We start from the raw sequence: 14,031 nt of genomic DNA, 5'->3' as shown, positions 1-14,031 counted from the left end.
TAATCTTAAAGCTGAAACACAAAAATATTATATTATTAATATATTGAAAACTGAAATAAAAAACATAAATAATGATGTAATTACTATAGATAATAAAATAAAAAGTAATGACAATATAATCAATATATCTAACGAAAAAATCAATAATTTAAATAGCCAATTGCAATATGAAATTGAGGCAGAACAGAATAAAACGAATCAAACAATCAATAGTTATAAAGCAAAAATTGATGCTAGTGGAATAGATAATGCTTCTATATAATTACTAGAGCTTTACTTATAGACAAGATAGCAAAGGCAAATCAAAATATTAATGACGTTACATATGCTCAATAATATTATAAAAAACAGCCTTTGTTTAAAAATTTAATGTGTTTTGAGGATACGTAGAGGTATACGAAAGCCACTATAATTTGTAAAAAACACACTTGAAAAGATACGTAAAGGTATCCGAAAACATATAAAATGATGATATCACTGTTTCGTTAGGCTTTGCCTAACCTATCGCTGTAGGTGATAGCAAAAACCCCTTATGCTCATACAGAGAACTAGGGGGTACCCATTATCTTAAAGGTTGTATCAAAATTTACGCTACTAAAAAACCAAGAAAAAAGGAGAAGTTATGGATATTATAATTAGGAATCTTGATGTAAAGTCGGTGCAAAAGTTGGATGAAATTGCTAAAGAAAAAGGATTATCTCGCCAACAATTTTTTTAAAATTATATTGAAACTTTAAGTGTATTAGGTGTTCTTAAGGAAAGTGAAACTAAGTATATCAATTATCTTTTTTAATTAAAGAAAATACTAATGTTTTAACGCAAATTCGAACTGATTTTATATTGGATGATGAGGAGTAAATTATGAGCATTAAAGTAGAAAGTTGATAAAAAAGAAACACAGAAACTTAAATAGCTTCTTGAAACATCCTTTTAAAAAGCAAGAAATTAACGAACTTGAAAACACTAATGATGATGATGAGTATAAAGACATATTATCTGGCGTAGAAATTGGAACAGTTGCTAGATGTACAATTACATCAAAATCAATAAAAACTCGCTTATATAGGATCTAAAGGGCATAAAACTAATAGAGATATTGGATAAGCTCAATATAAACATGAGTAAAGAGAAAACTGTTGAAGTTGGTAAAGAGCTTAAACAAATATATATAAATAAATTGAAAATTGAAGATGTTGTATGTGAGGTTAAAAATGAGCTTTTTGAAGTGATAAATAAAAGTTCAGATGTAGTTATAGAAAAAATTAAATATTATATGCAAATGTCCAATTTGTGGTGGAGATATAGTAGAAAATGCTAAGGCATATGGTTGTAATCAGTGGAAAGAAGGTTGTAAATTTACAATTTGGAAGACAATAGCAGGTAAAAAGCTAACAGAAAAGCAAGCAATACAGCTTATTGAAAAAGGTAAGACGAATAAAATAAAAGGGTTTAAAAATAAGGCAGGTAAAAAGTTTGATGCTTCTTTAAGGTTAGAGATTAGACAAGTTAAATTCGATTTTAATAATTAATTAGTTAAATTTAAGAAAGACAATGCAAGAGCAATGGACACCATTCCTATATTAGTTGACCACTTCCATTGCTCTGGTATTGTAACGTTGGTTAAAGGGCATACAATATAATTTTAATTATATTATATGCTTTTATCGTATTTTAGAACTATTTTGAACTATTTTGTAGTTTTAAAATCATTACGATACGACATTAATAAATAAATGGTATTGCTTTATTTATTTAGTTTTTTAATATAATTGATAAAGGATACAGCATGATTATAATTAAAGTTTAAGTTGCCATCATGTACTATAATATTTCTTTTGTTATAAGTCTTTTTGTTCCAATTAATATTTAACAACGTTTATTATGCTGAGTATTTATTATTTTTCATTCTTTTTATCCATATACTCTAATAATATTTGTCGACCTAGTTTAAAAGGTTTAGTATTCTCAGAATCATTATTTACAACATCAGCATTAACAGAATCTGTTTTTTCTACTGTAGGTAACTTTTTAATCTTCTTTAACTTCTTAAGCTTTTGAAATATCTTCATGTTTTCTCCCATCAATCATTATTTTAAAATTTATTATTTAATAATTTAATTATCCTTTTATGCTTAAATGTTTTTTATTCAATCGAATCAAATCTTTAAAAATTCCATCAATAGTATTCTCATCAATAAATGGTAGCAGTACTGGCTCTGATTCTTTCGTATTAACATAATTAATTAGATACATTCCTGCTTCTTTAACAATTCTTAATCTAATAAATACAATATCGTCACGACCATTTTCATCCATAATACTGAAAACAATTCCATCATCAGAATATGTTAGTATAATTCTTTTATAACCTTTTATGTCAATATAACTTTGTGAATCTGTTTCTGCTTCAATATTTTTTATGCCATATTTGGTTATGCTTCTATTAAAAACATCAACGAAATTAGACATTGCATTCACAACAGTCTTTTGATTAATTGCTAATTCCCTAAATTGTAATACTAATTCTTCTTTCCAATCCATTTCCATTATACGCTCGCCTCCCATATATAGAATTATATACTATATACTATAAATAATATTATACTCCCTTTAGTCTTTGAAGAGCGGTTTAACCCCTATTTATACAAAAAACCTAACTCATAAACCAATGGCCTCATTCTATCCTCAAATTTCTTATATAAAATGTTGAATTCCTTTAACCCTTCTGGCAGATACGCTTTTAATAGTCCTTTGATTTGATACCAACCAGCATCCCAGTATATATAATATCATATTATTCAAGTATTAAAGTGCAATTTTGTCCGTCAAGGAAAACACAAATGTCGTGAAATAAGGCTTTCACGACATTTATTGTTATTAACATCTTTAATATAATTTCCACCAAATCTAATGATTTGTGTCGATATCTGAAAATATGTGATTAAATAATTCCAGCATTTTTAAGAAATTCTATTTCCTTTTCGTATGTATTACAAGTATATGGAATTTCAAATAAAGATATATTATGTGACTTGGCATAAACACGTTTTAATTCGTCATTCTTTACTTGAGACTCATATTGTGAAACACCACCGAACTCAGCTACAGGCTTATAATGCTGTTCACCTTGACACTCAATAAGACATTTAATGCTATTATCTGAACCGAGAACAGCAAAATCATAACGCAACAATTTCTTATGCTCTACACCATATAAGTCTTGAAACGAAACTTCAACTCTATATGCTACATTATGTTCTCTCAATGTTTTAGCTGTTCTCCATTGGAACGATGAAATGATATGGCAGTCGCAACAAGCTTCACAATAGTATCCTTCACTAGCTCTATGTCCGTAGCTGTCAATCTTTATCTCAAAATCTGATGATTTAAATTGATATTCTTTACCACACAGATAGCAACGACATTTATATAACTTAAATACTTTACATATGCCAGCTCCCTTTTTTCGTTTGTCATATGCAACAGGTGTTCCCTCATAATTTTCATCAATACATTCTAATACCTCTAATGATTCATGTGTGGTATATAAATAATCAATATCATAACTTTCATCTTTTACTCTAGGATATGAAGCTATCATTTTTCTCTCGTGGTCTTGTTTTAATCCACAATTTTCTCCACAATTCCTCCATCTCTTTCTAAATAAAGTAACTTCATCTAAATATTTTATTTCTCCACATTTACACTGGCATTTGTACATCTTAGCATCTTTGTAATCTTGAATCCAACTGTCAAAAGTGTCTACAGAATCAAAATTATTCGATATATTTTTTTCTCCTTTTATAAATTTTTGTTTTTCTTGCTCTAAACGCAATATTCTTTCAGCTGCCACTTCTTTTTGGTATGCTTCAAATCCGTCAAATATAGTAAAACATCCCTGTTTCGTTCCAATAGGCAATGATACGTTTTCCATGTACTTCAAGCCTCCTCCATTATGCATTAATTTGCTTTGCACATTATCCATCTTAATACATTGATTACTTTATCTTTTCAAATTCTGATTTGTACATTCCATTATCTATAAATTTTCTTCATATATTAATAATAAACAACTCCTCAAATTAGTATTTATCGGCAAGATTTATAATAACCATTAGTTCGCAGTTGATTACGAGTACGCATAAAATAAATGTTAATTATCCTATTCTATAAGAAAGATTAACAACCCTCTAAAAAAAATCATAGAAAAATATAAATGTCGTGAAATCAAGGCTTCACGACATTTGTTTAGCTTATAGAGCCATTATTATTCTTATTCATGCAATTTGTTGCTTAATATTGACATTATTTAAGACGACATAAAAGAAAATTTTGAACTATGATAACTTATTAACCAAACTATTATTTATCATAATATATAATCTCATTTGCTTTCAGTTTGTGAAAATCTTAATAAATATCCATCAGGGTCTTGAAATAGAATCTCTTTCTCAACAATAACTTCGCCATCACATTTATATTGGTTTTCTACAATGTCTCTAAACAGTGTTATATTATTTTGTTTAAGGCTATATGCAATTTTATATACATCATCTGTATGTATTTGAAAATTTATACCTCTGCCAAAGGGACATTGCAATTCGCTTGTGTTCCAATGCCCATTAATCTCCTCAATCATAATCTGTGCTTCACCATAAGAAAGAAATGCAAACTTATCTTCTGCCCTTTCATATTCCAAATGAAACCCCAATATATCTATATAGAATTTTTTTGACTCGTTAACACTGGATACAGATAATTCAGGAATTAGTCCGTTAAATTTCATGTATAATCCTCCTATTTTACAAATAATCTTACTTTGTTATTACTATAATATTGACATCATTTTAGAAGACATAAATGATGAAAACGAACTAATACAACTACATATTATGCTCTTAATGCGCTATTATTTAAAAACCACTTTAAATTCTTCACATACAATAAGCATATTTTCATCAAAATTGAGGTCATATACTTTGAGTTGCCTTGAAAAAAAGTCTTTATGTACTGTTCTCCAATACGCTATAGAGCAGTCGCCTTCGCCCTCTTTAAAAGCATGACTTTCTGACACTTCCCAAAATGGGCAAGTATAAACTTTAATTGTTTCAGTTATACAAATAGCATTATTATCAGAGTCCAAAATAATATTCAAACTACCGATTGGTGGCAACGGACTGTTTTCAAGTTCATATAATTGGTAAGCCGATGCGGTTCCTGTCTTTATGCCATTTACTACAAGTTTTGCAAGTTCATTTGCTATTGAAGTATCTCCACCAAAACTCCAAGCATCATAAGTCTTATTTTTTACATCATTATTTTTGTTATATAAATTCCACATTTCCTTTTCAGTCATATGTCTTCAACCTCCTTCCTTCATTATTACCTATTTTTACCATAGATTATATATAAGAAAATAAAATAGTATTTGTTTATTATGAGATAAATTAAATACTATTTTATTAGCTATTAGAGAATAACAAATGACGTGAAATGATACTTTAACGACATTATGTTATTAACAAGTGTTATAGTTGCCATAAGAGGTGAATAACCAATGAGAAATCAACTGCATTATTCACATAGGATAAGCTTAATATTGCCAATAAAGCTAACATTGCATATAGGGTGGGTATTATAAAATATAGCTCCCAATTTGCCTGCATGGTCATCTATATTTCTTGTACTATTCTTTGTTTTATCCATTTTCCTTTTAATAAAAGGTTTATTGAATTATATGTTATTTAGTACTGATATTTAACCATGGAGTAATACAATGCTGTCTTCTCAAAATCGACTTGTCGGTTTGATTTGGCTTGCAAAAGTTTTTAGAAGTAAGTTGACCGCAGGGAAAATTAAAGTAGTATTATGCCTTGTTGTATACCGAAGGTGTACTATGTAGCTAGTATAGCTCTTCATAGCCTAATTTCTAGAGCTATTACCATATGCAACAGATACCTTTTTGTGTTAAGGTATACAATTATAGTTTATAATATATACGGTATTTGGTTAGTTGAGAAAAATAAAACAATTAATATTCAATTTACACCCTATTGGTATTTAGTCACAATAAAAAACAAACACTTTACTAGGAGAAATAAAAATGGAAAAAAATTTAGCTTTTCGAGAATTAAGAAAATCCGATTACAGTACAATAGAAGAAATGATTATCCACACATGGGAATATGATAAACGTTGTAAAAAACGACAAACAGCCAAATTCATGGCAAAATGTTTTTTATATGATTGTCTGGCGCAACATACTTTTTCAAAAGTAGCTGTTTATCACAATAGCGTTATCGGCGTTATATTAGGTAGAAGTAATAAAGCATATCAGAAGAAAAACGTTTTTCAATATAAGATACAGTCGCGATGGTTAAGATTTCTGCTTGCATTATCAAAAGACGGATGTTTTGGCGGTGAAATCTTTTCGAAAATCGAAAAAGTAGACCAAAACTTACTTAGCAAATGCAACCAAAATTTTGGTGGAGAGTTAGTATTTTTTGTGGTTGATGACACACAACGTGGGTTAGGTATTGGAAAAATGTTTCTACATTATCTGAAAGAATATATGCAGAAACAACAAATTGACAGCTTTTACCTATTCACAGATACAGCCTGTAATTATCAATTTTATGAAAGTCAGGGATTTCAAAAGATGGGAGAAAAACAATTTGACCCTATAAAAAATGAAAATAAAAATGCACGTTTTTTTATTTATCAATACGATTTTTCCCATAGCATTTTAAGGAGCAGTAACGGTGTTGGGCATTGAGATTGTTCAAAATATTAGCAACATATAACAATATTAATTGAGTTACATTTAAAATAATAGTTTAAAGAAAATTAGAGGGGTAAGACAAATGTCGTGAAAAAGATTAGTTTCACGGCATTACTTCTAAATTTATAAACGATAGAAACGATTATTCTCATTATATGTAAATCCAAATTTTTTATAAAAATTATGAAGGTCACTTTTTGCTATTAGACCAACAAATGATTTTTCTAAGCAATTCATTCTGATATATTCCATTATTTTTTCCATAATTCTAATACCAATTTTTTGTTTTTGGAATTTTGGTGATACGATTATATCGTGAACATAAAAAACTGTTGTTCCGTCTCCTACAACTCTTCCAAATCCAATAAGGGAGCCTTCACATTCAACGCATAAACAATAGCACGAATTGCTTATTCCTTTTCTGGTGGCGTCTATATCTAATGAACCCCAACCAACTTGTTTTCTTAATTCAATATATTGATTTGTATCTGGTAATTTCTCAATGATTACAACTTGCTTCATAAATTTTCCTCCAAGGTAATACATAATTTTCTACGAGTATAACATAAAAAATCCACTTAATTATACTATTTTTATCTATTCTATAAGAAAGATCTAGAACCCTCTAAAAAAATCGAAAAAAATAATAAATGCCGTGAAAAGAGACGTTCACGACATTTAAGATATGTCATTCTCAATAGGGTCTCTATTTTCTTCCCCCCATTCCGCCATAACTAATAATATAGGGATCAAAGTAGTTCCCTTTTCAGTTAATGAATATTCGACTTTAGGTGGAATTTGACAGTATTCTTGTCTATAAATTAATTTTGAAGATTGAAGATCTTTTAATTCCTTACTAAGCATTTTATGTGTAATTGAAGGTATAGTTTTTTTGATTTCACCATATCGTAGTATATTATTTTTAAATAGCTTATATAATATTAGCCATTTCCATCTACCTCCAACAACTGATAATGTATATGATATAGAACATTTTCCTTCGTCAGATGACCATTTTTTCATATTACTCTCCTTTTATACAGTATCTTTCGTTTAAGTGCATACTTGCTTATATACCTATGATTATATATAGTTATTAGTATAAAAACAAGCAGAATAGGAGATGTATTAGTTCAATGGAATTGATTAAAGTAGATCAATCAAAATGTATTAAATGTGGAATTTGTGTGAAAGTGTGCCCACCAAAAGTTTTGGGTATGGGAGAAAATGGTCCTTTAGCAATTGAGCCACAAGGCTGTATAGCCTGTGGGCAATGTGTTGCGGTATGTCCTAACACTGCAATTGATAATATAAAAACACCTTTAAACAATCAAACCATTCTAAAAAAGTTCCCAGTTGTAGATAAAGAAACTGCTAAACAGTTTCTTAGGTCTCGACGATCAATTAGATGTTACAAAGATATGACAGTGCAGCGAGAGCAATTAATTGAACTAGTTAATAGTGCACGTTTTGCACCTACTGCCAGCAATCAGCAAGGAATATCATATATAATTGTTGAAGATAAAAAAACACTAAAAAAAGCTACAGAGGTTGTAATAGAGTGGATGGAATCACAAGGCGAGAATCCTTTGCACTGGAGTTTCCCTTATCATATTCGTGCTTATAGAGAAACTGGAATAGATCAAATATTACGCGATGCTCCAAATATAATCTTAGCAATGGCTCCAAAAGAAATGAAAAATGGCAGAGAAAATACAATATTTTCATTTGCTTACTTGGAATTGTTTGCAACGACGCTTGGATTAGGTAGCTGTTGGGCTGGGCTCTTTGAAATGTGTGTGTTTGCTAATTATTATCCATTATTAGAATTGTTTAATATTCCTAAAAATAAGGTGTTAACAGGCGCAGTTATGGTTGGTTATCCTAAATATGGTTATAAGCGATTGGTAGATCGTAACCCATTAGATATTACTTGGGTTTAATTAGTACACAAAATTATATATTTAAAAGACAAATGACGTGAAAAGATAATTTCATGACATTTTTTAATATAATTGATTAACATAGTATTAAGATAAATTTAATTATACAATATAATACGTTATGTTAAATTAATATTATCTATTAGGATTAAAATCAATGATTTATTAAAAGAAACCTAGTGGTTTCAATGGCTTGGAGGTTTTATGTGAATTTAACACAATTACATTTATGTTACATTCAGAATATTAATATATATTTGGGGCCACATAGCCATCGACCTAAGAGAATTCTATAAGAATACCCCATTTAGCATAAAACTAAAATTCCATAAAAAATAGCACCTGGAATTAACCAAATGCTAAACAAATATATTTAAAAGGATAATCATTACTTGTTATACTTATATCCCAAACTATATATAGTATTATCTTGATTGTACACTCACTTCAGGATATTTAGAAAGCTTTTGATCAATCAAAGGCTTCTTCATTCCCTTAAGATGCTTGTCAAAAAATGAAAGTATATAATCATTCATAATTTGTTCCTGCCTATTTCCATTAATAGTACCTAATAGTGAAATTAATTTTTCGGATGGTACGATAACAGTCTGATCTGTAAAATCAAGATGTTTTGTTCCGTTTATTGATACAATAAGATAGTTTTTTTGATCTTTAGAGTATTCTTGGTCTATATAGTTTTTAATATTTCCATTAGTTAAAATCATAAAAGGCTGCTTAACTTTATTGTTTACAGTATCACCATATGCGGTGCCATCCATATTAATAAATGCTTTAAATCTATTATCTGTAAGGCTTGCTTGTCCTGCTGTAGCACCACCGAATGAATGACCAAATATTCCTAAATTTGATATATCCAATTTATTCTTGAATATACTCTTAATTTCTCCATTATTAAGCTTTTCTATCTCATCAACAACAAAACTAGTATCATCACTCCATATATGTACACTCTTTTCTACTACTTTAGAATTTTTTATCATATATTTCTGAAATTCATTACTTGTTTTATCTCCTTTAAATTGTTTTGATACATTACTATATTCTTCACCAACTCTTTTCATTTGTTTATTGTTGAGAGGTACGATTTTCCCTTGCGGAAATGTACTAGAAAAAGCTTCATAGGTATGTGATATGCTGAATACTACATATCCATGACTAGCCAATTCCTCCATTTGTATTGTATTTTGTCCACTAAACCCACCATATCCGTGTGAAAAAACTATTACTGGATACTTTTCTTTTTTATTATAAATCCCTGTATTAAGAAAACTGTTTGTTTTAATTAATTCAAACTGATTCAATAGGTTGGGATATCCTAAACTTTTGCACATATAGGCGCTAACCTTACTGTCTGAAATGTAAGGCTGAACTTTTTTACCTTTTACTCCATTGGTTGGATACCAAACTTGTACTGCAAGTTCCCTAGGTGTGTCAGCGTTTGTAAAAATACCTTTTCTAGATTTGTCAGTATAAGCCATAATCCTCGTTCCAACGGAATATTCCCCATCTGGTTTAGGAAGATTTATTACAGGAAACAGCATTGGAAATACAATTGATATTATTAATGACATCATAAGAAAAGTAATTCCTACTATTTTAAATACCTTTTTCACTTTAGAAATTCCTGAATATGTATTAATAATACATACAACAAGTAAAACTACAGATAAAAAATATGCTGGAACCATTTGTAGTCTATACCCCTCAAAAATCAAGCTTAATGTGCATGATACAACCGCTAGTATAGGTAATGTAATTCTTAATTTTTTATACTTTATAAAAACAAGATTGATAATGGTAATAACTAAAAAAACAATTGTCAGTACTTCAAAAATTCTCATAAAATCACTCCTTAAAATTTAGAATTTTATCAATACGAACTCTAAGACTTGTACCTTCAATTCCATGAACAAAGTTAAAATTGAAATTAACCGCGTTATAAATTCTGTCCCCCCTTTATTGAAATTTTACTGATTTTTCAAAAAAAAACAATACAAATTACGTGAAACGTACATTTTCTGTCATAAGCAGTTATTTTCATATAAAACCTATTTAATTGGAATTAAAAAATAACAATGACGTGAAACCAAAATTCCACATCATTTTATTTTTATGAACATCTGGCCTATAGCCACAAAGTGAAAGTAACACAATTGGTATTGTGTTACTTTCACTTTGGGTTTGAGTTTAAGTATTTTACTTGTTTATTAGTCTCTTCTTTAATCATTTTCTTTAAATTTTCTTTAAATTATCATTTAAAAAAAATACAATAAAATACAAATAGAAAAAACATGAACAGTACTTTTAGAAACATAAAATGTAAATTTAAACCGGTAAAACAAACGACCGTTTAATTTACTTTGCTCCCACTCCCCCTATATATAGAAAACTTTTCGTATAATAATAGCTTCTGTCTAATTTATTATATATGATTTATCTTCTGTAATATCATAACCAAGTGGACGCGTACCAACGTTATGTTTAGCCTGGTAAACTTTTTCCTATATTTATTTCTATTTGAATATATTTCTTTTAATTCCATTTATTTTATAGTAATATACTATTAACCAACAATCATGTGGTATTAACCATATCTGATTTGTTAGGTGAGATTTATTATTTATAAAAAGGGGGACATAGAAAATGAAGATAAAAAAACGTATATTTACATTTTTATTGATAATGATAATGTATACATCATCATCAATGACAGCTTTTGCTGCCAATAACATTCCAATAGGACCATTAACAACAGGATTTCCATCTGAGGCAAGTGCACCAGATTTTTCAATTAAAAAGAGTGGTGAAGTAAAAGTACCACAGCCAAGTAAACTTTCAAAATCAAAGAAAAAAAGTAGTAATCAGGTTCAAAGCTTTTCAACAAGTGATTATGTCAACACGAAAGCAGTTGCAGAGAAAAAAGCCTCATATATAGCTACTGATTGTGGAAGTACAAGTGTACAGTATGCCTTAATAGATAATGGAAAGATTGTGTTATCTGGTAATTCAGGTGTATATTCAAAGGAAAATACTACAGCTTTAACAGCTGATAGTATGTATGGGATAGGCTCAGTTAGTAAAATGTTCGTAACAACTGCTGTAATGAAATTAGTGGACGCGGGTAAAATTAAATTAGATACCCCGATTACACAATATATTAAAGATTTTAAAATGGCAGATGACAGATACAAGAAAATTACAGTCAGAATGTTGTTAAATCATTCATCAGGCTTAATGGGCTCTAGTTTTTCTAATGCAGTTCTTTTCGATGATAATGATACATACGCTCATGATACTTTTTTAAAGCAATTAAAGTCGCAACGTCTAAAAGCAGATCCTGGTGCTTATTCAGTATACTGCAATGATGGTTTTACCCTTGCTCAAATCCTAGTAGAACATGTGACAGGAATTAATTATACAAACTATATAACAAATACATTTATTAATCCTCTAAAAATGTGTGATACTAAAACACCAGCTAGTACCTTTGATAGAGCTAGATTAGCTAAGACATACTATAATGGAATTTCTAGTGCCTTACCAGTAGAAAACGTTAATACTTTTGGTGCTGGCGGGATTTATTCAAGTGCAGAAGATTTATGTACTTTTGCAACAACTTTCACTAAAAATTCAAATAGAATCCTTTCAAAAAAATCCCTAAAGGCAATGGAGAATAAGGAATATCTAAAGGGTATTTGGCCAGAAGATACTGATAATACAATGGGCTACGGATTAGGCTGGGATAGCGTAAATCTCTATCCATTCAATCAGTATAATATCAAAGGATTATCAAAAAGCGGAGACACTGTACTTTATCACAGTAATTTGACTGTTTTACCAGAACAAAATATGGCAGTGGCTGTTGTAACTTCTGGTGGAAGTAGTAGCTATGATCAAGTACTGGCTCAAGAAATACTTCTTGCTGCATTAAAAGAAAAAGGTGTAATTAGTAAAATCAAGCCGAATAAGACCTTTACTGCACCAGAAAAAGTAATTGTTCCACCAGAGATTAAAAAATATGAGGGTTTATATGTATCACCTGCAGGATCTCTTGATATCAAAATTGATAAAGCAGGCATATTAAGTTCATCATTTCCTCAAGCACCACAAAATGGTTCGCAAACTCTTGTTTATACAAAGGATGGAACTTTTATATCCAGTGGAGGAGAGACAAGTTTAAAATTCGTAAAAGAGATAAATGGGAAAATTTATATTGAATATACCGGCTATTCAACTTTGCCATTGCTAGGTCAAACAATATCAAGTTTGTATGTAGCACAAAAAGAGGATGTAAATAAATTAACAGAAAGTGTTTCACAAGCTTGGGCAAAAAGAGAGGGTAAGAAATATTTCTTAATAAACGAAAAATACTCTTCATTAAAGTATATGTTTGCATGTCCCGATGTACAAGTTAGCCTTACAAAAGGGCCTGAGGGATATGTTCAATCAAATAAAATTGTAGATAATAATTCAGCTATTGCTATATTAGATGGTCCAGGTGGATTGTCACGTGACCTATTGGACTACACATTTTATAAAAAGGGTGCGGTTGAATACCTAAAGGCAGGTGGTGCCACTTATGTATCAGAAGATGTAATTGAAACTTTTCCAACAAAGAATAAATTCAAATGTACAATTAAGAAAGACGGATATGCTAGCTGGTATAAAATAGATAAGGAATCAGCTGATAAGGAAATTACTGTAGATATACCGAAGAATGCAGCCTTTGTAGTTTATGATAGCAATGGAGCTTTAGTGAATGATTCTCTAATTACAGGTATTAAAAAAGTTACATTGCCTAAAAATGGAACAATCGTATTTTTAGGTAATGTACAAGCTAAGTTTACGATTCAATATAAGGAATAAAAATTCAGAGACATATGGTAATCCTAAATGACCCTTATCCGCTGCATTTAAGGAAAACTTAATTAATTTTATGAGGAATACATTTAAATTATAAAAAACAAAGTGATATCTTACTAATTGAGATATCACTTTGTTTTCTTATTCATTGACTGTTACTCAAACTTATATAGGTAAAGTACGTTAAATAGGGGCAAAAGTTCGTGTTATATCAACTTAAAGTTCGTTTATTTTATAGTGAGGTCATGGAAGCTAGTCATATAGCCGGAGTTCGCGTATCGGATATAAAACGAACTTAATAAATAAAAAAATATATAAAAATAGCTATAAGTTATTTATAATATAACATATAGCTATTTTTACAATTCATCTTTTATTTATTTGAGAATTTAAGTAATTGATTTTCAAGGTTTTTTTCTACGC

Annotated in this window: 15 protein-coding genes; 7 read left to right on the top strand and 8 right to left on the bottom strand. The window is 29.4% G+C overall.

What is annotated here, in order from left to right; translation table 11 throughout:
• Positions 1–43 precede the first annotated feature (43 nt).
• The 4 genes from LGK95_RS14310 (at position 44) to LGK95_RS22845 (ending at position 1,529) form a co-directional block, all read left to right on the top strand.
• Positions 44–262 (top strand): hypothetical protein, encoded by a 219-nt coding sequence (locus tag LGK95_RS14310; RefSeq protein WP_226125462.1) that lies wholly within the window; start codon positions 44–46, stop codon positions 260–262.
• Positions 263–881: 619 nt separating this feature from the next.
• Positions 882–1,073 carry a hypothetical protein gene (locus LGK95_RS14305; protein ID WP_226125461.1) on the top strand — a complete coding sequence of 64 codons (192 nt, stop codon included), beginning with the start codon at positions 882–884 and terminating at the stop codon, positions 1,071–1,073.
• A 44-nt stretch (positions 1,074–1,117) separates the two neighbouring features.
• Complete coding sequence (locus LGK95_RS14300; protein WP_226125460.1) at positions 1,118–1,318, top strand: hypothetical protein; 201 nt, start codon at positions 1,118–1,120, stop codon at positions 1,316–1,318.
• Positions 1,269–1,529 carry a topoisomerase C-terminal repeat-containing protein gene (locus LGK95_RS22845; RefSeq protein ID WP_404814458.1) on the top strand — a complete coding sequence of 87 codons (261 nt, stop codon included), beginning with the start codon at positions 1,269–1,271 and terminating at the stop codon, positions 1,527–1,529. The genes LGK95_RS14300 and LGK95_RS22845 overlap by 50 nt, the downstream gene beginning before the upstream one ends.
• A 366-nt stretch (positions 1,530–1,895) precedes the next feature.
• On the opposite strand, the gene LGK95_RS14290 is transcribed toward LGK95_RS22845, so the two are convergent.
• The 5 genes from LGK95_RS14290 to LGK95_RS14270 all read right to left on the bottom strand — a co-directional run bounded on the left by LGK95_RS14290 (position 1,896) and on the right by LGK95_RS14270 (position 5,356).
• Positions 1,896–2,069 (bottom strand): hypothetical protein, encoded by a 174-nt coding sequence (locus LGK95_RS14290; protein ID WP_226125459.1) that lies wholly within the window; start codon positions 2,067–2,069, stop codon positions 1,896–1,898.
• Positions 2,070–2,118: 49 nt separating this feature from the next.
• Positions 2,119–2,547 carry a hypothetical protein gene (locus LGK95_RS14285; protein WP_226125458.1) on the bottom strand — a complete coding sequence of 143 codons (429 nt, stop codon included), beginning with the start codon at positions 2,545–2,547 and terminating at the stop codon, positions 2,119–2,121.
• A 394-nt stretch (positions 2,548–2,941) separates the two neighbouring features.
• Positions 2,942–3,934: a hypothetical protein gene (locus LGK95_RS14280; RefSeq protein WP_226125457.1), complete on the bottom strand. Its 993-nt coding sequence runs from the start codon at positions 3,932–3,934 to the stop codon at positions 2,942–2,944.
• 450 nt (positions 3,935–4,384) lie between these two features.
• Positions 4,385–4,786, bottom strand: coding sequence for a bleomycin resistance protein (locus LGK95_RS14275; protein WP_226125456.1), 402 nt, complete (start codon positions 4,784–4,786; stop codon positions 4,385–4,387).
• 123 nt (positions 4,787–4,909) lie between these two features.
• Positions 4,910–5,356 carry an ASCH domain-containing protein gene (locus tag LGK95_RS14270; RefSeq protein WP_226125455.1) on the bottom strand — a complete coding sequence of 149 codons (447 nt, stop codon included), beginning with the start codon at positions 5,354–5,356 and terminating at the stop codon, positions 4,910–4,912.
• Positions 5,357–6,103: 747 nt separating this feature from the next.
• Between LGK95_RS14270 and LGK95_RS14265 the strand changes: the two genes are divergently transcribed.
• The gene (locus LGK95_RS14265) at positions 6,104–6,775 is read left to right on the top strand and encodes a GNAT family N-acetyltransferase (protein ID WP_226125454.1); all 672 of its coding nucleotides are present in this window, start codon (positions 6,104–6,106) and stop codon (positions 6,773–6,775) included.
• A gap of 129 nt (positions 6,776–6,904) precedes the next feature.
• Here the strand turns inward: LGK95_RS14265 and LGK95_RS14260 are convergent, their stop codons facing one another.
• Together LGK95_RS14260 and LGK95_RS14255 are read right to left on the bottom strand one after the other, a co-directional pair.
• Entirely contained in the window at positions 6,905–7,303 is a 399-nt protein-coding gene (locus LGK95_RS14260; RefSeq protein ID WP_226125453.1) for a GNAT family N-acetyltransferase, read from the bottom strand.
• A gap of 156 nt (positions 7,304–7,459) precedes the next feature.
• Positions 7,460–7,804 carry a winged helix-turn-helix transcriptional regulator gene (locus LGK95_RS14255; protein ID WP_226125452.1) on the bottom strand — a complete coding sequence of 115 codons (345 nt, stop codon included), beginning with the start codon at positions 7,802–7,804 and terminating at the stop codon, positions 7,460–7,462.
• A 113-nt stretch (positions 7,805–7,917) separates the two neighbouring features.
• On the opposite strand from LGK95_RS14255, the gene LGK95_RS14250 reads away from it, so the two are divergent.
• Positions 7,918–8,724, top strand: coding sequence for a nitroreductase family protein (locus LGK95_RS14250; protein ID WP_226125451.1), 807 nt, complete (start codon positions 7,918–7,920; stop codon positions 8,722–8,724).
• 425 nt (positions 8,725–9,149) lie between these two features.
• Here LGK95_RS14250 and LGK95_RS14245 read toward each other — a convergent pair whose 3' ends face one another.
• On the bottom strand, positions 9,150–10,586 hold the full coding sequence (locus tag LGK95_RS14245; protein ID WP_226125450.1) for an alpha/beta hydrolase: 1,437 nt from the start codon (positions 10,584–10,586) through the stop codon (positions 9,150–9,152).
• A gap of 802 nt (positions 10,587–11,388) precedes the next feature.
• Here LGK95_RS14245 and LGK95_RS14240 point away from each other — a divergent pair.
• Positions 11,389–13,611 (top strand): serine hydrolase domain-containing protein, encoded by a 2,223-nt coding sequence (locus LGK95_RS14240; RefSeq protein ID WP_226125449.1) that lies wholly within the window; start codon positions 11,389–11,391, stop codon positions 13,609–13,611.
• Positions 13,612–14,031 lie beyond the last annotated feature (420 nt).

Source organism: Clostridium algoriphilum (genome assembly GCF_020443705.1).
In the GTDB taxonomy this organism is placed as follows: domain Bacteria; phylum Bacillota; class Clostridia; order Clostridiales; family Clostridiaceae; genus Clostridium_AD; species Clostridium_AD algoriphilum.
This window is presented reverse-complemented; position numbering and strand designations above follow the sequence as displayed.

What these genes read in the sequence shown, in the direction of transcription:
- LGK95_RS14300 (WP_226125460.1), top strand. Translation starts at nt 1,118, where the DNA reads ATGAGTAAAGAGAAAACTGTTGAAGTTGGTAAAGAGCTTAAACAAATA.
- LGK95_RS14290 (WP_226125459.1), bottom strand. Translation starts at nt 2,069, where the DNA reads ATGAAGATATTTCAAAAGCTTAAGAAGTTAAAGAAGATTAAAAAGTTA.
- LGK95_RS14285 (WP_226125458.1), bottom strand. Translation starts at nt 2,547, where the DNA reads ATGGAAATGGATTGGAAAGAAGAATTAGTATTACAATTTAGGGAATTA.
- LGK95_RS14280 (WP_226125457.1), bottom strand. Translation starts at nt 3,934, where the DNA reads ATGGAAAACGTATCATTGCCTATTGGAACGAAACAGGGATGTTTTACT.
- LGK95_RS14275 (WP_226125456.1), bottom strand. Translation starts at nt 4,786, where the DNA reads ATGAAATTTAACGGACTAATTCCTGAATTATCTGTATCCAGTGTTAAC.
- LGK95_RS14270 (WP_226125455.1), bottom strand. Translation starts at nt 5,356, where the DNA reads ATGACTGAAAAGGAAATGTGGAATTTATATAACAAAAATAATGATGTA.
- LGK95_RS14265 (WP_226125454.1), top strand. Translation starts at nt 6,104, where the DNA reads ATGGAAAAAAATTTAGCTTTTCGAGAATTAAGAAAATCCGATTACAGT.
- LGK95_RS14260 (WP_226125453.1), bottom strand. Translation starts at nt 7,303, where the DNA reads ATGAAGCAAGTTGTAATCATTGAGAAATTACCAGATACAAATCAATAT.
- LGK95_RS14255 (WP_226125452.1), bottom strand. Translation starts at nt 7,804, where the DNA reads ATGAAAAAATGGTCATCTGACGAAGGAAAATGTTCTATATCATATACA.
- LGK95_RS14250 (WP_226125451.1), top strand. Translation starts at nt 7,918, where the DNA reads ATGGAATTGATTAAAGTAGATCAATCAAAATGTATTAAATGTGGAATT.
- LGK95_RS14245 (WP_226125450.1), bottom strand. Translation starts at nt 10,586, where the DNA reads ATGAGAATTTTTGAAGTACTGACAATTGTTTTTTTAGTTATTACCATT.
- LGK95_RS14240 (WP_226125449.1), top strand. Translation starts at nt 11,389, where the DNA reads ATGAAGATAAAAAAACGTATATTTACATTTTTATTGATAATGATAATG.